The organism is Aliterella sp. E5.1 (assembly GCF_057473825.1).
Genome location: NZ_JBYCCV010000067.1, coordinates 1 through 22,043, shown reverse-complemented (window position 1 = coordinate 22,043; position 22,043 = coordinate 1). Strand labels below are relative to the sequence as shown.

18 protein-coding genes and 2 pseudogenes are annotated in these 22,043 nt (G+C 42.5%); 12 read left to right on the top strand and 8 right to left on the bottom strand.

Annotated elements, in window-relative coordinates:
* Positions 1-118 (top strand): annotated as a pseudogene (locus AC2VE5_RS17920) (IS1 family transposase); the annotation flags it as partial.
* On the opposite strand, the pseudogene AC2VE5_RS17915 reads toward AC2VE5_RS17920, so the two are convergent.
* Positions 118-252: pseudogene (locus AC2VE5_RS17915) on the bottom strand (glycosyltransferase); the annotation flags it as partial. The pseudogenes AC2VE5_RS17920 and AC2VE5_RS17915 overlap by 1 nt on opposite strands.
* A 198-nt stretch (positions 253-450) precedes the next feature.
* Complete coding sequence (locus AC2VE5_RS17910; protein WP_486889074.1) at positions 451-1,191, bottom strand: biotin--[acetyl-CoA-carboxylase] ligase; 741 nt, start codon at positions 1,189-1,191, stop codon at positions 451-453.
* A 61-nt stretch (positions 1,192-1,252) separates the two neighbouring features.
* On the opposite strand from AC2VE5_RS17910, the gene pgeF reads away from it, so the two are divergent.
* Positions 1,253-2,005, top strand: a complete 753-nt coding sequence (gene pgeF, locus AC2VE5_RS17905) for a peptidoglycan editing factor PgeF (protein WP_486889073.1) — start codon at positions 1,253-1,255, stop codon at positions 2,003-2,005.
* 22 nt (positions 2,006-2,027) lie between these two features.
* Here pgeF and AC2VE5_RS17900 read toward each other — a convergent pair whose 3' ends face one another.
* The gene (locus AC2VE5_RS17900; RefSeq protein WP_486889072.1) at positions 2,028-2,300 is read right to left on the bottom strand and encodes a hypothetical protein; all 273 of its coding nucleotides are present in this window, start codon (positions 2,298-2,300) and stop codon (positions 2,028-2,030) included.
* Positions 2,301-2,439: 139 nt separating this feature from the next.
* Between AC2VE5_RS17900 and AC2VE5_RS17895 the strand changes: the two genes are divergently transcribed.
* Positions 2,440-2,622, top strand: coding sequence for a ribbon-helix-helix domain-containing protein (locus AC2VE5_RS17895; RefSeq protein ID WP_486889071.1), 183 nt, complete (start codon positions 2,440-2,442; stop codon positions 2,620-2,622).
* A gap of 56 nt (positions 2,623-2,678) precedes the next feature.
* Here the strand turns inward: AC2VE5_RS17895 and csaB are convergent, their stop codons facing one another.
* Together csaB and AC2VE5_RS17885 are read right to left on the bottom strand one after the other, a co-directional pair.
* Complete coding sequence (gene csaB / locus AC2VE5_RS17890) at positions 2,679-3,722, bottom strand: polysaccharide pyruvyl transferase CsaB (RefSeq protein WP_486889070.1); 1,044 nt, start codon at positions 3,720-3,722, stop codon at positions 2,679-2,681.
* 15 nt (positions 3,723-3,737) lie between these two features.
* On the bottom strand, positions 3,738-4,295 hold the full coding sequence (locus AC2VE5_RS17885) for a CpcT/CpeT family chromophore lyase (RefSeq protein ID WP_486889075.1): 558 nt from the start codon (positions 4,293-4,295) through the stop codon (positions 3,738-3,740).
* Between the two features lie 95 nt (positions 4,296-4,390).
* Here AC2VE5_RS17885 and AC2VE5_RS17880 point away from each other — a divergent pair, with 95 nt between their 5' ends.
* From AC2VE5_RS17880 to AC2VE5_RS17845, 8 genes are all read left to right on the top strand, one after another.
* Positions 4,391-7,594, top strand: a complete 3,204-nt coding sequence (locus AC2VE5_RS17880) for a non-ribosomal peptide synthetase (protein WP_486889069.1) — start codon at positions 4,391-4,393, stop codon at positions 7,592-7,594.
* The gene (locus AC2VE5_RS17875) at positions 7,591-12,189 is read left to right on the top strand and encodes an amino acid adenylation domain-containing protein (RefSeq protein WP_486889068.1); all 4,599 of its coding nucleotides are present in this window, start codon (positions 7,591-7,593) and stop codon (positions 12,187-12,189) included. The genes AC2VE5_RS17880 and AC2VE5_RS17875 overlap by 4 nt, the downstream gene beginning before the upstream one ends.
* Before the next feature lie 3 nt (positions 12,190-12,192).
* A complete protein-coding gene (locus AC2VE5_RS17870; RefSeq protein ID WP_486889067.1) occupies positions 12,193-16,149 on the top strand; it encodes a non-ribosomal peptide synthetase in 3,957 nt (1,318 codons plus the stop codon).
* Positions 16,150-16,224: 75 nt separating this feature from the next.
* Positions 16,225-16,953 carry a photosystem II biogenesis protein Psp29 gene (gene psb29, locus AC2VE5_RS17865; RefSeq protein ID WP_486889066.1) on the top strand — a complete coding sequence of 243 codons (729 nt, stop codon included), beginning with the start codon at positions 16,225-16,227 and terminating at the stop codon, positions 16,951-16,953.
* A gap of 89 nt (positions 16,954-17,042) precedes the next feature.
* A complete protein-coding gene (locus AC2VE5_RS17860) occupies positions 17,043-18,536 on the top strand; it encodes an AmpG family muropeptide MFS transporter (RefSeq protein ID WP_486889065.1) in 1,494 nt (497 codons plus the stop codon).
* A gap of 79 nt (positions 18,537-18,615) precedes the next feature.
* Positions 18,616-18,855 carry a hypothetical protein gene (locus AC2VE5_RS17855; protein WP_486889064.1) on the top strand — a complete coding sequence of 80 codons (240 nt, stop codon included), beginning with the start codon at positions 18,616-18,618 and terminating at the stop codon, positions 18,853-18,855.
* 2 nt (positions 18,856-18,857) lie between these two features.
* Positions 18,858-19,316 carry a GNAT family N-acetyltransferase gene (locus AC2VE5_RS17850; RefSeq protein ID WP_486889063.1) on the top strand — a complete coding sequence of 153 codons (459 nt, stop codon included), beginning with the start codon at positions 18,858-18,860 and terminating at the stop codon, positions 19,314-19,316.
* A gap of 48 nt (positions 19,317-19,364) precedes the next feature.
* A complete protein-coding gene (locus AC2VE5_RS17845) occupies positions 19,365-20,123 on the top strand; it encodes a HEAT repeat domain-containing protein (RefSeq protein ID WP_486889062.1) in 759 nt (252 codons plus the stop codon).
* Here AC2VE5_RS17845 and AC2VE5_RS17840 read toward each other — a convergent pair.
* The 3 genes from AC2VE5_RS17840 to AC2VE5_RS17830 all read right to left on the bottom strand — a co-directional run bounded on the left by AC2VE5_RS17840 (position 20,120) and on the right by AC2VE5_RS17830 (position 21,825).
* Positions 20,120-20,245: a hypothetical protein gene (locus AC2VE5_RS17840; RefSeq protein WP_486889061.1), complete on the bottom strand. Its 126-nt coding sequence runs from the start codon at positions 20,243-20,245 to the stop codon at positions 20,120-20,122. The genes AC2VE5_RS17845 and AC2VE5_RS17840 overlap by 4 nt on opposite strands.
* A 191-nt stretch (positions 20,246-20,436) precedes the next feature.
* The gene (locus AC2VE5_RS17835) at positions 20,437-21,180 is read right to left on the bottom strand and encodes a 4'-phosphopantetheinyl transferase family protein (protein ID WP_486889060.1); all 744 of its coding nucleotides are present in this window, start codon (positions 21,178-21,180) and stop codon (positions 20,437-20,439) included.
* Between the two features lie 3 nt (positions 21,181-21,183).
* Positions 21,184-21,825, bottom strand: a complete 642-nt coding sequence (locus AC2VE5_RS17830) for an SDR family oxidoreductase (RefSeq protein WP_486889059.1) — start codon at positions 21,823-21,825, stop codon at positions 21,184-21,186.
* 49 nt (positions 21,826-21,874) lie between these two features.
* Between AC2VE5_RS17830 and AC2VE5_RS17825 the strand changes: the two genes are divergently transcribed.
* Positions 21,875-22,043, top strand: a 169-nt coding sequence (locus AC2VE5_RS17825; protein ID WP_486887409.1) for a transposase, incomplete at its 3' end; no start/stop codon positions are given.

Here is a 22,043-nt window from a genome sequence, read left to right as displayed (position 1 = left end):
TTACTTCAATTGGATTTGGCAGCATAGTCGGTTCAAGTCCACTGCCGCACAACGAGCAGGATTAACCTCTCGACCATGGACTTGGAATGATATCGTGACCTATCCCACAATAATCTGACGCACTACCGGCGAACCCGACACCATCAAAATTGAGAGATTGGGAATGGAAGCTAGTAAGTGTTTGCAGATTGCCAGCATTCTATTGATGTTGCCAAGCCCAAAGGCATCGTGAGAGTAGACCATGATCTTCATTTGCGAATCGTCTCCCGGACTGTCAATGAATAGTTGGCTGTTCGGTAGCAGAAATAGCCAATATTTCTGCTATTTACATAACTTCGCAAGTTTGGATGAATCTTTGATGAAACTTAAATGAGAAAAATCTCATGAAAAAAATTATGTTAGCGATCGCGTCTTATCAATGAGCCGAATCTAATGTTCGAGTATCAGGTTTTAGTTATAACCGAGACTAATGCTACCTGGATTGAGGTGGATTTCTGAGCTATCTTCTAGGCGCAAGCGCAAGCAACAAGTATTGGTAATGCCGACAATAATACCAGTGCGATCGCCCACAGTTAACGATCGCCCGATATTTATCAATAATTGTTCGTAGGATGATAATAAATTTGCGATCGGTTCGTTTATTCCTGTCGCTATACCTTGGATGGTAATTGCAGCAAGCATTTCTAAGCAAGTAATTGTTGCTAAAAATGCTTCTAAATTGATGCCTGTTTCTGGTACGGGGTTAGTCCAATTGATGCCTACACCGACAATCGCTTGGGTAATAATTCCTTGCTTAACCTTTGTTTCAGTCAAAATACCGCCTAGTTTGCGGTTATTCAACACCAAGTCATTGAGCCATTTTAATTGAACGGGAATGCCATAGGTTCGCAGTACCGTAGCAATTCCCCAAGCTGTGCGTAAAGTTAGCTGGAAGCTTTCGGAAATGGGGATGTTGGGTGCAAGTGCGTAAGACAAATACAATCCCCCATTCGGCGAATACCACTGATGCCCCCGTTGCCCGCGTCCGGCGGTTTGTTGGGCAGCAATTACAACACTTCCTGGCTTTGCTCCTTCCTTAATTAGCTGCCATAAGGTTTGATTGGTAGAAGGGAGAGTGTCATAAATATACAGGGAATCTGAGTCAATGTTTTGGGCTACTAATGCCGCTAACTTTTGGCTTTCTAAGCTCAAGATTTGCTACTCAAGTTACTATAAATCAACACTTATTATTACTAAATAATTACCTCCTGCAATGCACACTTGGAACTGGCGCACCTGCGAAGAACTACCCTACTTAACTTGCAGTCTTTTAGAGCCTTGGGAACACGGCTTTTTTACTCAGCAATTTTCCCCCCGTACTCCTGCTGAAATTACCTTAATGCTGCAACCCCAAGCTGAGGCTTATCGAGTCAAACAAGTACACGGTAATGTTGTCCTCAGTCCCAGCGAAATTGAGCAAGGCGATATTTTAACAGAAGCAGATGGTTTAATTAGCAATCGCCCAAAACAAGCGGTGTGGGTAGCAAGCGCTGACTGTACGCCCGTCCTAATTGCTGATTCTACTACAGGTCAAGTTGCAGCCCTTCATGCTGGCTGGCGGGGGACGGCGGCGAAAATTGTTCCGGGTGCGATCGCCAAGTTACAATCTTTTGGTAGTAAGCTTGACAATTTAAAATTTGCTTTAGGACCTGCGATCGCTGGATCTGTTTATCAAGTATCCCATCAAGTAGCCTCAGAAGTGGGATCTAGTGTTATTTCCGACGATGCCAATTTAATGCAGACATTACAAAGATTGCCCAATCCGCCCATATTACCCGATCCTCACCCTGGACGAGTGCGGCTAGATGTGCGACGAATCATTGCTTTACAGCTAGAAAACTTAGGTATTAGTCCCGAACAAGTAGCCGTTTCTCCTCATTGCACTTATTCTCAGCCTGAGCATTTCTTTTCTTACCGCCGCGACAAACTAAAATTAGTTCAGTGGTCAGGTATTGTTAGTAATTAATCTAAAGAAAATCCCTCGGCGTTTACCCATTTTCTTTTGGTTCGTCACCATTGCGCCCTTCGCGGTAAATCAGCCTCTCTATAATTGCATCAAGCCTTGAAATAGTAGATTCATGTCTTGTTGCAGCATCTAGCAAAATTTCAACTCGTTCGTTTGTACGTGCTTGATTCTCTAAAGTAATTGCTTGAGTTTCTAACATTCTTTCTTGTACCAGAATTACTCGCTCTAATAATTGAGTAGAACGATCTAAACTGCTCTCAATTCGATCTAGTCTATCTGGTTGATAGCCCGTCATATTTTTGCCTCCAAATTACGTGGCTTCGCCTTCTCAGTATACTAACTGTACTACTCATGTGTGTATGTGAGCAAGTAGACTGAGAATATATTGATAAGTTACTGTTTAGTTAGATGTATGTGCTTAATTGGTTATAGCTATGTCAAGGGATAAGTACGCCTCTCCTCAGAAGTGGGGAGAATCGAAGAAAAGAATAAATATTATGCTCACACCCTCACTGACAAAGAGAGTTGACGAGCAAGCTGAACAAATGAAAATCACTCGTTCTGAGTATATTGAGCAGATGTTACGGCGAGAAATTACTGAGGAAGTAGGGCATTAAATGTTCTACGGGCTAAGACGTTGAAGCATTTACAGGTTAACCTGCTATTAAAAAGACTAATCGCGCGTTAGTAGTCCTTTTAATACCTCTTGGTGTAGCAAAGCTCTATCTACTAAAGATGCTATTCTTTCGGGCGAAGTCGCCTCTCCATTAACAAAATGCTCTATCCACGTCTTGCTAATTACATTAGGATCTTTTGGCATATGGGATAACTCCCATCCCGGCATATCTAGTTCGCTCATCAATCGGCTAACTTTGGGATCGTAGCTAAGCGCAAAACATCGACAACCTTCCGCCGCCGCCATAATTAAGCTATGCAAACGCATACCGATCGCCATTTCTACGCCGCGAAACAAGCCTTTTAAAGCTTTGGGATCTTCTAGACTAAAAATGTGACTTGCGCCTGGTAACTGCGGTTGAATTGCTTGAGCGATCGCCAAGTCAAGACTAGGCTGAAATGGTACTAGCAATATGCAAGTTTGGGTAGCTTTTTGAAAGTCTACTAAGGCGCGGGTAAAGGTAGCTAAACGAGCGGGAGTTAGTTGGGGATGTGATCGCAATGTGACGGCAACTCGCGGCGCGGGTAAGTTCCATAATCCGGGTAAAGCAACTGATTCTAGCGCCCACACTGGATCGGGAGCAAGAGTACAAGAAACTTGCCAATTGGTTAATAAAGCAGCCGAAGCGCGATCGCGGACGCTTACAGCGCTGCAACCATTGAAGTTCCGCCGTGCCAAAAAACGAGTTAAAGGGCGCTTCAATGGTCCAATACCTTGCGCCCAAGCAATAGTTTTGAGTCCCATTAGCTGAGCTAAAGTCATTAGCCCCCCATAGTAGAAAGGACTAATGGCGCTGGTTGAATCTTGCATTAAACTACCACCACCCCAGATAAATACATCTGATTGGCGCAAGGCTTGGATAACTTGGGGTAAGGAATTGCGATCGCATGACTTGACTTTATAGCGATTTTTTGTTGCTTCAGGATTGCCAGAAAGCACTAAGGGCGTTACATTATCTGGCAGCATTTGCAATAGCGTTGCGAGTAACGCCTCATCGCCGCCATTTCCTTTACCGTAGTAGCCGCACAAAACCGCTTGCATCTTATGAATCCTAATTTAACGTTTATGAAACCGAAAAAATCCTAAAATTGCTCCCCATAATGCTTTACCTGTGTTGCTGTCGATACCTTTGTCGTAGCTTAAAAATTCATCTTGACTAGCTTTAAATCCTAAAGACACTTGCCTTGTTTCACCTGCATAATTGAAGCAGCATTTAGCATCGGCAGGCAAGGAAGCTGTAAAAACTTTATCTTCAACTTTTACATCCAGCAAACAACCGGGTAATAGCTCAAAGTCTTCTACAGTCAATGTTTTAAGTAAGTCAGGATTTGTTGCTGCACCATTTACCGCCGATGGATTTTTGGGCATATAATACTGTACTTGAATATCTTGCTTTTGTTGCAGTCTGATGAGGCGAGGGCGGTAAGGTTTATTTAAAGAGACGATATTTGCTTGTTCTGCAAAAAAAGTAATGCTGTTTTCGGTAAATAATTGTACTGGTATTTGCCAAAGACGCAGGTGGACATACCAAGCCGGATCGGCGGATGCTTGCTCTTGATTATCAAATTCACCAGTCATATAGTCAGCAAGAGTTTTTAAATCGGCAGAAATCATTGTTTGGTAGTTGTAGCTTAATCTATCTAAATGTAGAGCTATTTTCCGTGCCACTCCGTTAAAAAGAGTTAGCTAATACGCAAGTAAACTAACTAATGACTTTAGCAGGATCGGATCGGTGCAATATTTCTGAAGAAGAAGTTTTTATTTTTCCTGCATCGTTTGGACAACAACGGCTGTGGTTTCTTGATCGCTTATTTCCCGATTCTTCGTGCTACAACGTGGTCAATGTGTTGCGTCTCAAGGGTTTGCTGAATATCGCCGCCCTTGAACAAAGCTTTAATGAAATTGTCCGCCGTCACGAAGTCTTACGCACTAATTTTGACACTGTAGACGGAAAACCAGTACAGCTAGTTGCACCGGATTTAAAAATATCTATTTCATTAATCGATTTACAACATTTACCCGCCAGTGAAACCGCAGCGCAGCAAGAAATCGCGGTATTTAGTCAGCAACCTTTTAATTTAGAGCATGAAGCGTTATTAAGAGTAAAGTTGTGGCAACTTGGCGCAACAGAATATGTACTTGCGATCGCATTACACCACATAATCTTTGATGAATGGTCTAGCGCCTTACTAATTCGCGAATTGGGACTAATTTACACTGCTTTTTGTGCGGGTAAACCTTCACCTCTCAAAGAAGTACCAATTCAATATGCAGATTTTGCCCATTGGCAGCGAGAATATTTGCAAGGAGAAGTGATAGATCGGCAACTAGCTTACTGGAAATCGCAATTGCAAAATCTACCTGAACTTGAAATTGCGCCAAATCGTCCTTTGCAGCATACCTCCCAAGGAGCAACGCAGTTAATAGAATTACCCCAAGATTTGGCGCAAAAAATCGCCTTGATAAGTCAGCAAGAAGGCGTAACGCTATATATGACATTACTTGCAGCTTTTCAAGCTTTACTATATCGCTATACCGGACAAACAGATATTGCTGTAGGATCGCCCATTGCTAACCGCAATCGCCGAAAATTGGAAGATGCGATCGGTTTTTTTGCCAATAGTTTAGTTATTCGCACCGATTTATCAGAGAATCCTAGCTTTAAAGAGTTATTAGCCAGGGTCAAGCAAGTTGCCGTAGACGCTTACGCTCATCAAGACTTGCCTTTTGAGAAGCTGGTAGAGTTATTGCACCCTGAACGAAGTTTGAATCAAAATCCTCTGTTTCAAGTGGTGTTCGCTCTGCAAAATGCCCCTATGGAGCAGTTAGAGTTGCCGGGCTTGACGCTTTCGCCTTTTAAAGAAATTGAGACGACAACGGCTAGGTTTGATTTGGAGTTTTATTTATGGGAGTGCGGAGAAGATTTTAGAAGCTTGTGGGGAGACAAATGGCAGCAATCGGTGGGATTGCGGGGAGTTTTAGTTTACAATACCGCTTTATTTGACGCTGAAGCGACAGCAAGACTACTCCAGCACTTCCAAACCTTGTTAACTGGCGCTATGGAGAATATTGATACCAAATTAGCCGATTTACCTTTATTAAGCACTGCCGAACAACAGCAAATTTTAGTGGGATGGAATCAGACTCAGCACGACTATCAAAAACATCTGTCTATTCAACAGTTATTTGAAAACCAAGTAAATAGTAATCCTAATGCGATCGCGCTTAACTATAAAAATCAACAGTTTACTTACCAGCAACTAAATAAAGGTAGCAATCAACTTGCTCATTATTTGCAAAAACTAGGTGTAGGGAAGGATTCATTAGTTGGTATTTGTCTAGAATCATCGCCTGTAATGATAGCCGCAATGCTGGGAATCCTTAAAGTTGGCGCTGCTTATGTACCGATAGATCCAGCTTACCCAATAGAGCGACTTCAGTTTATGGTTGAAGATACGGGATTAAATGCGATCATTACTCAAAATACCTTTACTCACCTTTTTTTTAATACGCAAATCCTTTGCATAGATCGTCATTGGCAACAAGTAGCACTGCAAAGCGATGAAAATCTCCCCAATCAATCCACCGCCGAAGCTCTAGCTTATATAGTTTATACTTCTGGTTCTACGGGAATCCCTAAAGGTGTAGCTGTAACTCATCAAGCAGTAAATAGATTGATTAATTCCAATTACATCACCTGGAAAAGGAGCGATAAAGTTGCTCAATGTGCCAATATTTCCTTTGATGCGGCAACTTTTGAGATTTGGGGCGCACTTTTAAACGGAGCGCAATTAGTAGAAATTGATAGAGAAACCTTGCTTTCTCCTCCAGATTTTGCCCAAGCACTCCAACAGCAGAAAATTGATATTTTGTTCCTAACTACTGCTTTATTTAACCAAATAGCGCGAGAAGTACCGTCAGCCTTTAGCTGTCTAAAATACTTACTATTTGGCGGCGAAGCTGTGGATGTGAAATCGGTGCAAGCAGTGTGTCAAAGCAAGCCTCAGCACTTGTTGCACGTATATGGTCCTACAGAAAATACTACCTTTACTACTTGGTACGAAGTGGAAAATCTACCAGAAACAAAAACTATTCCGATTGGAAAGGCGATCGCAAATACGCAAATATATTTATTAGACAACTACCTTAACCCTGTACCTGTCGGAGTTACAGGAGAAATCTATATTGGCGGCGATGGTTTAGCACGAGGCTATTTCAATCGCCTTGAATTGACAGCCAAACAATTTATTCCTCACCCTTGGCAAAAATCAGAGCGTTTGTATAAAACTGGCGATTTTGCTCGTTATTTACCTGATGGCAATTTAGAATTTATTGGACGCAAGGACGATTTAGTAAAAGTAAGGGGTTTTCGCATTGAGTTAGGGGAAGTTGAAACGGTGTTAAATCAGCATCCCAAAGTGCGAGAAAGTGTAGTTGTAGTCAAAGAGGATTTAGTTGCTTACATCGTTGCTCAGAATAATTTCCAGCTAAAAAGCCGAGAATTGAGAGAGTTTTTGCAAGCAAAGTTACCTAATTACTCGATTCCGGCGGTTTTTGTATTTTTAGAAAAGTTACCACTAACTCTCAATGGGAAAGTAGACCGTCGCGCCCTTCCTATACCAGATTTTACGCAAAATATCTCTGACAAAACTCCGCGCAATTCCATCGAAGCCCAATTAGTACAGTTATGGAATGGATTATTGGGAGTCAAAGCCGGGATTGGCGATAATTTTTTTGAATTGGGGGGACATTCTTTACTTGCAACTCAGCTAGTTTCCAGAATCCGCGAGAGTTTTGGCGTACAAGTACCGCTTAGTAGAATATTTGAAACCCCAACTATTGCAGGATTAGCGGAGTATATAGCGAGTAGTAAAAGTGGTATTTCCAAAATCCGCGAGGAGGTAGAGTTTTGAGTGCTGTAGAATTATTGGCAGATTTACGCCGTTTAGATATTCAAGTATTTGTAGAAGGAGAAAGCTTGCAATGTAACGCTCCTCAAGGAGTTTTGACGGAAGAATTGCGATCGCAAATCAAACTTTATAAATCGCAATTAATCGCCTTATTACGCCCAGCACCTCCCCTTGTACCCCAAAATAATCGCACTTGTTTATCTTTCGCTCAACAAAGGTTGTGGTTTTTAGACAAGCTTATTCCCCAAAATCCTTTTTACAATATACCCGCCGCGTTACGTCTTACCGGAAATCTCGATTATGTAGCTTTAAAACAAGCATTTAATATAATTGTTCAACGTCATGAAGCTTTGCGTACCAACTTTGTTGAAGTAAATGGTCAACCAATAGCGATCGCATCTCCTCAAATTGATGTATCTTTGCCTGTAGTAGATTTGCAGCATTTACCCGCCACAGAGAAGCAAGCCACAGCCCAAACAATTGCTACAGAAGACGCTCAACATCCATTTAACTTAGCTAATGAGTTGTTGCTGCGCGTCAAGTTATTGCAGCTAGATAAAAATGAATATGTTTTACTGCTCAATCTCCACCATATTGTTGCTGATGGTTGGTCACTAGGGGTATTAATTCGGGAAATCGGACTACTTTATACCAAAAAATTTTTGTCCCCGTTACCTATTCAATACGCAGACTTCGCCTCTTGGCAAAGAAAATATTTGCAAGGAGAAGTGTTAGAAAGTCAACTATCCTACTGGAAATCGCAACTCGCCGATCTTCCGATGCTGAATTTGCCTACAAATCCGCGAAAAGGAGTGCAAAGCTACCGAGGTGCAACGCAAAATCTCGTATTATCCCCGGCTTTAACTGCTAGTTTAGAAACTTTGAGCAAGCAAGCAGGCGCAACGTTATTTATGACAATGCTTGCAGCTTTTCAAGTATTACTGTGCCGCTACAGTGGACAAGAAGATATTGTAGTCGGATCTCCGATCGCAAATCGCAATCGAGCCGAATTAGAACCTTTGATTGGCTTCTTTGTCAATAGTTTAGTATTACGGACAAATTTAGCTAATAATCCCACTTTTCGGGAATTATTAGCACGAGTACGGGAAACAGCAATAGAAGCTTACGATCGCCAAGATTTACCTTTTGAAAAGCTAGTAGAGGAATTGCACCCTGAACGCGATTTGAGCCGCAACCCTCTATTTCAGGTAGTTTTTGCCTTACAAAATGCTCCGATGCAACCCTTGGAATTGCCAGGAATAACATTAAATCCGTTGAAGTTTGAGGTTACGACTACAAGATTCGATTTAGAGTTGCATTTATGGGAGAAAGGTTACGGATTGAGCGGGTTATGGGAAGAAAAAACAGAGGGAATTAGTGGTTTTTTGGCTTACAATACCGATTTGTTTGATAAAAGCGCGATCGCTCAATTTCTAGCTCATTTCCAAACTTTACTTAAAGGAATTATCGCAAATCCTGATACTCCCATCGCCGATTTGCCTTTATTGAGTGCCACAGAAAGCCATCAGTTATTAGAAGAATGGAATCAAACTAGCTGTAATTACTGCGATAAATTATTCCATCAACTGTTTGAAGCACAAGCTGCGAAGTCACCAAATGAACTCGCTGTAGTCTTCGATAATCAACAACTAACTTACCAGCAGTTAAATCACAGGGCTAATCAATTAGCTCATTACTTACAAGAATTAGGGATTGCGCCAGAAAGTTTAGTCGGAATTTGCGTTGAGAAATCGCTAGAAACGATTGTCGGGATACTGGGGATTTTTAAAGCGGGAGGCGCTTATGTACCAATAGATCCAAATTATCCTCAAAGCCGCCGGGAGTTTATGCTTGCAGATACAGGAGTAAAAGTTGTTTTAACTCAGCAATCTTTAGCATCCCTATTTGCAGACATCAAACTAATTTGTTTGGATACAGACGAAAATATCGCCACCCATAGCGCCGAAAATCCCACCAGCAGCGTAAAAGTAGATAATCTAGCTTACGTTATTTATACATCTGGTTCGACAGGACAACCAAAAGGAGTTTTAATCGAACATCGCGGATTATGTAATGTAGTTGCAGCACAGATAAAAGCTTTTGATTTGCGATCGCACAACCGAATTTTACAATTTAGCTCCCTCAGTTTCGATGCTTTCATTTTTGAGATGCTGCTTGCTTTTGGAGTTGGCGCAAGTCTCTACATTCCCCCCGAAAAAGCCCAGTTACCAGGAAAGGATTTAGTAGAATATTTGCAAGCAAACGCGATCGATACAACGATTATTTCTCCATCCGTTTTAGCCGTTTTACCCGCCGCCGAATTACCAGCATTGCAAACCGTGATTGCAGGAGGTGAAGCTTGTACAACTGAAATTGTCCAACAATGGGCAACAGATCGCCGTCTATTCAATGCCTACGGTCCTACAGAAGCAACAATATGGGCAACAGTAGGAAAATTAACGATTTCGGACGATAAGCCCTCTGTCGGTCGTCCAGTGGCTAATACGCAGATTTATTTATTAAGCGATCGCCTTCTTCCCGTACCAGTTGGCGTAGTTGGAGAAGTTTATATTGCTGGAGATGGCGTAGCGCGGGGTTACTTAAATCGTCCGCAATTGACAGCGCAAAGGTTTCTTAACAATCCGTTTGCAACTAATCGTGTGTATAAAACTGGGGATGTCGCTCGATATCGTCATGATGGAAGTTTAGAATTTGTTGGGCGTATAGACGAGCAAGTAAAAATTCGCGGCTTTAGGATAGAGTTGGGGGAGATTGAGACAGTGTTAAAACAGCATCCGATGGTAGAAAATGCGATCGCACTGGCTAACAAAGATCGCCTAATAGCCTACATTGTCCCTCAAATAACTGTAGAAAAGCAGTTGCAACTAGAGCAAGTAAAACAATGGGAAAATCTCTACAACCGTACTTATAACCAATCTGCAAGCGACTCCAATTTTAATATCATCGGCTGGAATAGTAGTTATACAGGGCTTCCCATCCCCCCAGAGCAAATGCAGACATGGGTAAAAAGCCGCGTCGAGCAAATTCTAGCCTTGCAACCAAAGCGAGTATTAGAAATTGGTTGCGGTACGGGATTGTTGCTATTTGAAATTGCGCCTCATTGCACCGAATATGTAGCAACCGACTTTTCCTCTACATCGATTCAATATTTAAAACCATTAGTACAACCATTACCTCAAGTTAAGTTGCTGCAAAAAGTAGCAACAGATTTTACAGGGATAGCTGCAAACTCTTTTGACGCGGTGATTCTTAATTCTGTTGTCCAATATTTTCCTAGTCTCGATTATCTATTGCAAGTGCTAGAGCAAGCAATTGAAACCGTCACCCCTGGAGGATTTATATTTATTGGCGACGTAAGAAATTTACAACTATTATCAGCTTTTCATGCCGCCGTGCAATTGGAACGCTCGGAGGGGGATTCGTCTCAAGAGCAGTTGCAGCAGCAGTTACAAACAGCATTATTTCAAGAAACAGAATTAGTCATCGCTCCGGCTTTCTTTGTAGCATTGAAACAGCGCTTTATGAGAATTAGCCACGTCCAAGTACAGCTTACACGGGGATGCGCCAAAGGCGATTGCAATGAATTAACTCAATTTCGCTACAACGCCATCTTGCACATTGAATCCCAAAAAACCCAAACTCCTGATTGTCAGCTTGATTGGGAGCAAGACAACTTAAGCATTGCTAAAGTACATCAATATTTACTCCAAAATCAGCCAGCAGTTTTACAAGTAACAAAAATTCCCAGTGCGCGTGTAATCGCCGCCGTTAAAACCGCTCAATGGCTAACTATTGGTACAGAATCGATCCAAAATGTTAGTCAAATGCGCGAACAATTGCAGCAATTAGAAACCGTAGGTATTGAGCCGGAAGACTGGTATAAGTTGAATAAACTCCCTTACACCGTCGAAGTAAGTTGGATAAATACCGATGCTACAGGTTGTTACGATGTTATTTTTCAAAGCCTTAGTCACAAAGCAACTTCTGACGTAGAGGTTGTAAATCAAAGACATATAGCTAAAACCGATGCTAATAATCCTTTACAAGCACAATTAGCGCGTCATCTCATCCCGCAATTGCAAAACTATCTCCAGCAAAATTTACCCGATTATATGATTCCTGCTGCTTTGGTGGTGTTAGAGAAAATCCCCCTAACAATCAATGGTAAAGTCAATCGCCGCGCCCTTCCTACGCCAAATTGGAGCGGAAATGCGATCGCTTTTAGCACTGCGTATGGCGCAATCGCACAACCTATATCTCCTACCGAACAAAAATTAGCAAATATTTGGGCAGAACTGCTAGGACTAAAAAATGTTGGTATTCACGATAATTTCTTTCAACTAGGGGGACATTCCTTACTAGCTACTCAACTAACTTCCCGCATCCGGGATACTTTTAGCGTAGAATTACCCCTACAAAAAATCTTTGAAACTCCCCAAATTGCGCCCCTAGCTAAAGCTATTGAAGCCCTGCAAAGTATCCACCAAAAACCAGACTTGGGGATTGTACCACTTTCCCGCGATGCTCATCGCCGCTTGCGCTCCTCGCTCAAAAATCCTGAAAATTTAGGGAGATAAAACTTGCAGACTCACCCTATTTCTACTGATGAGGTTTTTGTTTTTCCTGCTTCTTTCGCCCAACAAAGGCTTTGGTTTCTCAGCCAATTAGCGCCCAACAATCCTTTTTACAACGTATCTGCGGCGATTCGTCTAACTGGAAACTTGAATCTAACGGCTTTAGAGCAAACCTTTAACGAAATAATCCGCCGTCATGAAGTTTTGCGGACAACTTTTGAGATGGTAGAAGGACAACTAAATCAAGTAATTGTCGAAAATGTAAATATAAAGCTGAAAGTTATAGACTTGCAGCATTTACCCCAACTTGAGCGAGAAACTACTGCTAGACAAAAAGCGATCGCATTTTCCCAGCTTCCCTTTAACCTTAGTACAGACTTGCTGCTAAGAGTAACGGTATTTCAATTAGATTCCAGCGACTATATTTTGCTGCTAAGTCTGCATCACATCATTGCTGATGGTTGGTCAATTGGCGTATTAATTAAAGAAATTACCGCTTTATACACTGCTTTTTGTAGAAATATTCCTCTATTGCCCGATTTACCCATTCAGTATGCTGATTTCGCCTCTTGGCAAAAGCAAGAGTTACCAAAAATAATTGAATCGCAATTGCCTTACTGGAAGACGCAACTCGCCGATTTACCAAGTTTAAATTTACCGTGCGTGAAGCGGAGCTATCCCGAAGGGAATCGCGATCGTCATCCTACCGCAAACTACAAAGGTGCAACTTACAACTTTTTAGCCCTTCCACCCAGCCTAAGCGCGTCTTTAGCAACCTTCAATCAGCAAGTAGGTGTAACGCTATTTATGACTCTTTTAGCAGCCTTACAAACGCTGTTATATCGCTATACAGGACAAGAAGATATTGCTGTAGGTTCTCCAATTGCTAACAGAAATCGGGCAGAATTAGAGCCGTTAATTGGCTTTTTTGTCAATAGCTTAGTATTGCGAGTTCATTTATCTAGCAATCTTACTTTTCAAGAATTGTTAGCAAAGGTAAAAGCAGTAACAATAGATGCCTACGCTCATCAAGATTTACCATTTGAGAAGCTAGTGCAAGAACTCCATCCAGAGCGCGATTTAAGCAAGCATCCCTTATTTCAAGTAGCGGTATCTCTGCAAAATACCCCGATTACAGCTTTAGAATTACCTGGACTTACTCTAAATCCCTTTGAGATAGATAATGGCACAAGTAAGTTAGATTTGGAGTTGCATTTTTGGGAAAGTTCCGCCGGATTAGAAGCACAGATAACTTATAGTACCGATTTGTTCGATCGCTCTACAATCCTCCGCATGGCTGGACACTTGCAAACTCTGTTAGCGGAAATTATCGCAAATCCGCAGCAAACACTAGCAGACGTACCCATTTTGACAGCAACCGAACGCCAACAGTTGCTTATTGCTTGGAATAATACTCAACAAAACTATCCAGATAACTGCATCCATCAAATATTTGAGGCGCAAGTAAATAGTAATCCCAATGCGATCGCACTTGTACATAATAACGAGCAATTAACCTACCAGCAATTAAACGAGCAAAGCAATCAATTAGCTCATTACTTACAGAAATTGGGAGTTGTACCCGATGTAATTGTCGGTATTTGTTTAGAAAAATCACCGCTAATAATCATCGCAATTTTAGGAATACTCAAAGCTGGAGGCGCTTATTTACCAATAGATCCAGAATATCCCAAAGAGCGATCGCACTTTATGCTGGAAGATTCGCAAATAACTATCCTCATCACCCAAAAATCTTTAAGTCAGGATTGGGAGCATAAATTAGTTTTTATTGACGATCGCGCGATCGCACTTCAAGACCGATATAATCTTACAAGTGTTGTAAATGCCGCAAATCTTGCTTATGCAATGTACACCTCTGGCTCAACGGGACAACCTAAAGGCGTTTTAATCGAACATCGCGGACTAACTAACGTAATCCACGCGCAAAGACAGATTTTTGACCCAAAACCGCAGCATCGGATTCTACAATTTGCCTCAATTAGTTTTGATGCTTCTATTTTTGAAATAGTCATGGCATTAGCTAACGGCGCAACACTTTATCTAATCCCAGAGAAATCGCGTCTAGGAGCGTCATTAACTAACTATTTGCATCAACACGCCATTACTCACGCTACCTTGCCTCCGGCGGTGCTAAAAACCCTTGTCCCGGAACAATTACCAGCATTGCAAACCCTAATTTTAGCGGGTGAAGCTTGTACGGGAGACATAGCTATATGGGGAAAAGGAAAACGTTTATTTAATGCCTACGGACTAACTGAAACAACTATCTGGTCTACCATCGCCAAGATAAAAGATAGTATTTCTATAGGAAGTGCGATCGCCAATACTCAAGTTTATGTCCTCGATAGCAGTTATCAGCCCGTCCCTGTAGGTATTCCCGGCGAACTCTATATAGGGGGAGTAGGTATAGCGCGAGGCTATCTCAATCGTCCGCAATTAACGGCTAAAAGATTTATTCCTAACCCCTTTGACAATTCAAATTATCTTTACAAAACTGGCGATTTAGTCCGCTATCTGAGCGATGGTAATTTAGAATTTTTAGGTCGCATTGACGAGCAAGTAAAAATTCGCGGCTATCGGATTGAGTTAGGAGAAATTGAAAGCGTTTTGCTTCAACATCCAGCAATTCAAACCGCCGTAGTAGTTGCGCAAGAAAATGCTGCGAATAAACAATTGGTGGCTTATATAGTCTTCCATCCTAATTTGAACCTTTCCAGCGCTCAACTGCGCGACTTTCTCAAAGCAAAATTACCCGCTTATTCCATCCCCTCAGCTTTTATTATTCTGTCATCCTTACCTTTAACACCCAACGGTAAAGTAGACCGAAATGCCTTAAAAAGCTCGAACAATACTATAAATCAATCTTTTGTAGCGCCTCGCAATGCAACAGAATCGACCTTAACAATACTCTGGGCGCAAACTCTTAAGCTTGAACAAGTGGGAATACAAGATAGCTTTTTTGAACTAGGGGGAGATTCTTTACTCGCAATTGCGCTTTTAGAGCAAATAAACCAGCAATTTAAGCAAAACTTGCCTTTATCTGCGCTTTTTAGTGCGCCAACCGTCGAGCAATTCGCGCCAAATATTGAGAAAACCTACACTTGGTCGCCTTTAGTCCCGCTTCAACCTCAAGGCGCTAAAAAACCATTCTTCTGCATTCATCCTGTTTTCGGCGTTGTTTTACCCTATTACGAATTAGCAACCCATCTAGGCAAAGACCAACCATTTTACGCCTTACAACCCTGCGGTTTAGACGGTTTGCAGCCACCACTAACTAGCATCGAAGAAATGGCGGCTTATTATATTAAAGCCCTGCGTCAAGTTCAACCAAAAGGTGATTATCAGCTAGGTGGCTGGTCTTTTGGTGGTTTAGTTGCTTTTGAAATGGCGCAACAATTGCACCAAGCAGGCGAAAAAGTAAGTTTACTAGCAATTTTCGATACTCTTGCGCCGATACCTAACAATCAGCCGTCATTTTGGGATAGTTTGAACTTTCTTTTCACCACCGTACCCCAATCTATTTATCCATTTTTACTAGATTACTGGGAGTTAATTTGCGATGCTGCTAGTATTCCCAGCACCCTTGAGCAAATATTTACGCCTCACAGGTGGGGTTCTTTGCTAGAAAATGCCACTATTACTCATCTTTTCCCGCAAGAAACTAGATTGAGAATGCTAGACGAACTTACAATTGAGCGGATAATGAGGATTTTCTGGGCAAATAGTCAAGCTACGTTGAATTATTCACCCCAAAGTTACCCAAATGCAATTACTTTATTTAAAAGTAGCGAACCTCTAACAACTACTGACACAACTTTAGGCTGGAGTCAATTAACAAATTCTATTGTGCTGCACTCTATTCCTGGCAATCATTTAACCATGCTCAAAGCCCCCAACGTCCAAGTATTAGCCCAAGAATTGAATAAGTGTTTAACTTCTTAAGCAAAACACCCTGACTTGGCAAAGTTGCCGTTAAGCGAGACAATAGTATATACGTCTCCCGTTAATTCTCAACCTGTGAATACCGTTCGTACTGTTTCCGATACCAAAAGAGCTTTCTACTCTACTCACACTCGCCCGATAAACACTATTTATCGCCGCGTGGTTGAGGAATTAATGGTAGAAATGCACTTACTCTCTGTCAACGCTGATTTTAGCTACAACCCCATATACGCGCTAGGTGTGGTCACATCCTACGAGCGCTTTATGCAAGGCTATCAACCAGAACGGGATAAAGACTCAATTTTTCAAGCTCTGTGTCAAGCTATACAGGCTGATCCTCACAAATATCACCAAGATGCGGAACGATTGGGAAATTTTGCCAAAGGTTTGTCATCCCAAGAGTTAATGCAATGGTTGAGTGGGGAAAAGCCAATGGATGGTTATGGCGATTTGCAAGCGCAAATCAAAGAAATTGCAAATAACCCCAAATTCAAATACAGCCGTTTATTTGCGATTGGCGTATTTAGTTTACTGGAATTATCAGACCCCGAATTGGTCCTAGATGAAACTAAGCGCGTAGAAGCCTTCAAGCAAATTTCTAGCAGCTTGCACTTACCCGAAGATAAACTCAACAAAGACTTAGAGTTGTATCGCGGTAACGTCGAGAAAATGAACCAAGCCTTAATTGTTATGGAAGATATGTTAGCCGCCGAGCGCAAAAAGCGCCAAAGAAAAGCCGATGAACAACAAGCGGCGGTTGCAGCTAAACAATCCTCCGATACACCCAAAGATAGCGCTTCTTAAATAACAATGCGCGATCGCATCATTGAATCCGCCCCTATGGCATCATAACTTCAGCTTAAAGTTATGCTCAGTCAGGGGTTTTTTCGCAAGTGAATGCAACGCGCAATCTTTTACAAGTATTTCAAAGCCGCAAAATGGCGGTTTTGCTATTTCTAGGTTTTTCCTCTGGTTTACCTTTATTCCTTACCAGTAGAACTTTGCAACTATGGATGCAAGACGCTGGGGTAGAATTAGGCGCAATTACCCTATTTGGTTTAGTTAGCGTCCCTTATTCGTTAAAGTTCCTATGGTCGCCGTTATTAGACCGTTTTGTACCGCCTTTTCTAGGGAGGCGACGCAGTTGGCTAATATTAACTCAGGTAGGGTTAGTTTTGGCGATCGCGGCTATGGCATTACAGCAACCCGCCCAAAACATCCAAGTATTGCAAATATTTGCAATTACAGCCCTAATTGTGACGTTTTTGAGTGCTACTCAAGATATTGCTGGCGATGCCTACCGCACAGATATTTTATCACCGCTAGAACTAGAAGCTGGGGCATCGGTTTGGGTACTAGGCTACCGGATGGCGCTGCTTGTAACTAGCTTCTTAGCTTTGGTTTTAGCTGATTATATTCCCTGGAATGTCGTTTATTTACTCATGGCGGGTTTCATGGGTGTGGGCATAATTAGTACCTTATTTGCGCCCTCCGAACCCCTACTAGAAGGCGAACAAACTTCTGCTCCTATATCTAGCAAAGATGGAATTTTTCTGTTATTGTTTGCGGCAATCCTCGCTGGCTTAGTTGGAGGAGTGATTACAGGCTTTATTCCTTTACCTACACTATATTGGCTGATTGCGGGTTTACTCGCTATTTGGCTAGTTACAGCTTTTGTATTACCGAAAAAGCAGCTAAATACCGTTACTGAAACTCGCCCGCCTCAATCGTTACAAGATGCGGTAATTTTGCCCTTTCAAGAGTTTTTTCAACGTTTTGGACTAACCCAAGCAAGTTTGATTTTGGCTTTTATTTTGCTCTACAAACTAGGCGACTCTTTGGTGGGAATTACCGCCAATTTGTTTTTGCGAGAAATAACTTTTACAAAGTCCGAAATTGCCGCCGTACAAGGCGGGATGGGCTTTATTGCGACTACCGTAGGGGTATTGGTCGGCGGCGCGATTCTGACTAAAATTGGCATCAATCGCGCTTTGTGGATTTTTGGGATTTTACAATTAGTTAGTAACTTGGGTTATTACGCTTTAGCGATTGCCGGAAAAAATTATTCTCTGCTCGTCTTAGCAATTAATATCGAAAATTTGTGTGCGGGGTTTGTTACCGTCGTTACTGTTGCTTATTTGATGAGTCTTTGCAACCACAGCTTTACAACTACCCAGTTTGCCTTATTTTCTAGCTTAGTCGCTATTAGTCGCGATATTCTCTCGGCTCCCGCCGGACAATTAGCCGTCATTACAGGCTGGTCAACCTTTTTTCTACTGTCAATTGTAGCTGCAATGCCTGGACTACTACTTTTACCCTTTGTTGCTCCTTGGAACCCCGCGCCCATTGCTATGGCAAAACCAGGATTAAATGATGATGATTATTAATAATAAGTTGTAGGATAAAAGAAGGCTTAACAATTCTTTAGCTAAGTTCTCATATTACCATTGCTTCTCGGCTACCAACATGGCTATCCTCCGTCAATACGTGCTTCCCTTCGCGATCGTGCTTGTGTTTTTTGTGGCGCTTATAGCAGTCAGCGCCCGGATATTTCTGCCTACCGATATGGCGGCTCCTGCGCCTATAGAGGAAATCAGTTCACCCCAAAAAGCTGAGGTAAAACTACCTCCAGGGCTATCTATGTTGGTAAAGGGCATACCGGACGATTTGGCGCTATCCGATCAATTCCGTATGACGATTAATTAAATGTGGAACTAATACAAGGGTACATAGTTCGGGCTGGATCGAGCTTAGATCGGGCATTGCTGGTAAAATTTATGCAAAAAACTTATCAGGAACTAGCCCCAGAACAAGATTTTTCTCATCTAGCCCTGACAGTGGAGCAATACCTATCAAGAGAAACGCCCTCGTGGTGGGTAAATTGCGATCGCAATATTGCTCCAGTCGCTTGTGTATGGGCGGGAAATGCCATAGATCAAATAACAGGCGATCGCATTGCTCATATTTTTTTACTCTATGTCGCCCCTGAACATAGACGTAGAGGCATTGCTACAGCTTTGATGCACCTAGTAGAAACTTGGGCAAAAGCAAAAGGACTTGGCGCGATCGGGCTGCAAGTATTTCAAACCAATACTAACGCCTTAAATCTTTACAATCAGTTAGGCTATCAAACTCAATCCCTATCGATGGTAAAACCATTGAAATAGATATACTAAACAAAGCTAACAGCTAATAGTAGTGGTAGCTTGGAAGTTATGTATGACGACGAAGACTTAATCAACTTACTGGACGGGGAAAACTTAGAAAGTCCCCTCGATCGCCTTGCACCTCTAACGGCGGAAGTTGAGGAATATAAACCAAATCCTGACGCGATGTTAGCGCTGCTAGAAGATCCGCAAACCCAGAAGAGGATGTTAGCAGCCCGTGCTTTTTGCGAACTAGAAGACAAACGCGCTACCCCTCATCTAATTCATCTTTTGAGCGATACTTGCCCTTTAGTTCGAGTAAGTGCAGCTTACGCCATTGGGCGCAACCCCCACTCTGATGCCGTAGAACCGCTCATCGCGCAGCTAAATAAAGATTGGAATGGTTACGTCCGTAAAGGCATTGTCTGGGCGCTGGGAAATTGCCGCGATCGCCGTTCCTTAGTACCTCTTGCTGTTGCCTTAAAAACAGATATTTCTGCCGTGCGCTTGTGGGCGGCGAGTTCTTTGGCGCAGATGGCTGGCGTAAGTTATGAAGGAGTTGTCGGCGCAATCCCGCCATTAGTTGAAGCCTTGGTTACAGATCCCGTAGCTGCTGTACGGAGCAATTGTGCGTGGGCGATCGGGCAGTTGTGCCGCGAATTGCCTTCCAACGTCGTTTATGCCACAGCAATTGATGCTTTAATTCAAGCTTTTGCCGAAGATGAAGACTTGGGAGTAAGGGAAGATGCCAAATCTTCCTTATTGGGCGTAGGCGATCCGCGCGGCTTGCAATTAATTGAAACCTTGGAACAGGAAGGATGGTTCTAATTGTTGTTTATAAGGCTGTGGGGATGGCGAGTAACGACTCGTAAAGCCTCGCCCGCATCTAACAATTCGCGTACTACCTGATGCCCAATATTTCCAGTAGGGGTTGTGACAACAATTGCCATAAGTTCGATCTCAGCACATAATTGAGTTGCTTAAAGAGTAGAATCCCAACAGCTAACCTTGGATAAAGAATGCCTAAAATCCAAACTTTAAACAATTTACTAGCGAGACAGCACAGTATCGCCAGTAAATTGAAGCAGTCCAAAAGCAAAAGTAGTCAGCAACAGTTAACCTCAGCCACCTCGCACGTAGCTTAACTTAGTAGCGGCATTCCGTCTAAATAGACAATATCCCAGCCCTTGCCTTCCACTGCTACCGTAGCTTGATAATTTGGGGCTGGGGAAAAAGAGCGCAGAAACCAACGAATTGAGCGATCGCTTTCTCTTGATTCCGCCGTTGCTACCGTCTCATCAAAGCGATCGTTAGCTGCCGCTAAACCATCGCCTATAGCCTTTAAATAAGCTTCTTTGCGAGTCCAGTGGTGAAAAAAGCCTGCGGTTTTTTGGTCGGGGGCAAGAGCTTGAAAAACAGCATTTTCGCGCCCCGAAAAGTAACGCTTGGCAATTTGCTCGGCTTCATTAATGGGACGGATAAATTCTAAATCTACCCCCAGATCGCGATCGCGCGTTACGGCACAAATAGCAAGTTCTTGAGAATGAGACAAGTTAAAGTACAGTCGAGATTTAGCATGGATTTTGGCTAAAGCTGGTTTGCCACGATGTCCGTAACAAAACTGTACTTGCTCTGCTGCCAAACTCAAGTAGCTACCTAAAATAGTTCTTAGTAAAGCGCGAGCAACGATAAAACGGTTTTTGTCTCGCTCAAAGTAAAAACGCTCTGCCCTCATATACTCGTCAGTAGAAAGAGTTTGCGCTAATTGCTCAACAGGTATTGCTGGGCGATCGAGAAACACGCGCCAGAGATGAACTTCACTAGGGGAAAGTGACAATTGTTTTGGTGGCAAATGCCACACGAGATCGACCTTACTCGTTATCATTGCTTAACTTACCTCAATCAAGCTGCGATCGTTTTCCTTTTCCTTAACCATACCTTGGGAGCCAGCAGTTTCATGACTTTGAGTTGCGTTGAGACAGCCGCTACGAGACAAATAAGATAAGTAGGTACGGATGATCAATTTGTCATCCAAAGCTGGACAAGTAATATCGCTATTTGCAACTCCAGCTAGAGTATTTTGACAATCGAAGATTTGCAAGACCATAGACGATAATTCTATGTACGTTAGTTGAGCTTCCGTGACTTTTTCCGTAAACATAGAAGCGATCAAAGTTAGAGCATTATCTTCAGACTTGGCATTAATTAGTTCAACTTGCCACTTTTCGTAACCAATTTGTTTGACTGGATAGCCAAAACTATCGATCTGCGCGGCAAGCTTACTCAAATGTATAGGTTGGAGATTGACTAAGTGGAATGCTTTACCTAAAGATGATGGCTGCATAGACAAATGCACGATCGCGCTGCTGACATAATCGACAGGTGTAAGACTGAGCTTGATATCCAAGTCTGGAGCGCTACCCATGTGGACAAAACCTTCAATCATTCTACACGCTAGGTCGTCAGTTTTAGAAGCGCCAGTCTGGCTGTGTCCGGTAATCATGCCTGGTCTATAGAACCCATTTGACATCTTTCCCTGGAAGGAAGTAACGTTAAGGCAAAAACATAATGCAGATGCCATGCCGTACCAGAGCAGCCTCACCGACGAAGAGTGGAAAATAATAGAACCTTTACTACCTAAGATCCTACCGCCGAAGAAGCAAACAAGACCTTCTAACTGGAGCAAGCGCGAAATCTTGGATGGCATCTTTTATCAACTGAAAAATGGTTGTAACTGGCAAGACTTGC

Excerpts from the sequence above, each read along its gene's own strand:
- pgeF (WP_486889073.1), top strand. The coding sequence starts at position 1,253 with ATGCACACTTGGAACTGGCGCACCTGCGAAGAACTACCCTACTTAACT.
- AC2VE5_RS17900 (WP_486889072.1), bottom strand. The coding sequence starts at position 2,300 with ATGACGGGCTATCAACCAGATAGACTAGATCGAATTGAGAGCAGTTTA.
- AC2VE5_RS17895 (WP_486889071.1), top strand. The coding sequence starts at position 2,440 with ATGTCAAGGGATAAGTACGCCTCTCCTCAGAAGTGGGGAGAATCGAAG.
- csaB (WP_486889070.1), bottom strand. The coding sequence starts at position 3,722 with ATGCAAGCGGTTTTGTGCGGCTACTACGGTAAAGGAAATGGCGGCGAT.
- AC2VE5_RS17885 (WP_486889075.1), bottom strand. The coding sequence starts at position 4,295 with ATGATTTCTGCCGATTTAAAAACTCTTGCTGACTATATGACTGGTGAA.
- AC2VE5_RS17880 (WP_486889069.1), top strand. The coding sequence starts at position 4,391 with ATGACTTTAGCAGGATCGGATCGGTGCAATATTTCTGAAGAAGAAGTT.
- AC2VE5_RS17855 (WP_486889064.1), top strand. The coding sequence starts at position 18,616 with ATGGCTATCCTCCGTCAATACGTGCTTCCCTTCGCGATCGTGCTTGTG.
- AC2VE5_RS17845 (WP_486889062.1), top strand. The coding sequence starts at position 19,365 with ATGTATGACGACGAAGACTTAATCAACTTACTGGACGGGGAAAACTTA.
- AC2VE5_RS17840 (WP_486889061.1), bottom strand. The coding sequence starts at position 20,245 with ATGGCAATTGTTGTCACAACCCCTACTGGAAATATTGGGCATCAGGTA.
- AC2VE5_RS17835 (WP_486889060.1), bottom strand. The coding sequence starts at position 21,180 with ATGATAACGAGTAAGGTCGATCTCGTGTGGCATTTGCCACCAAAACAA.
- AC2VE5_RS17830 (WP_486889059.1), bottom strand. The coding sequence starts at position 21,825 with ATGTCAAATGGGTTCTATAGACCAGGCATGATTACCGGACACAGCCAG.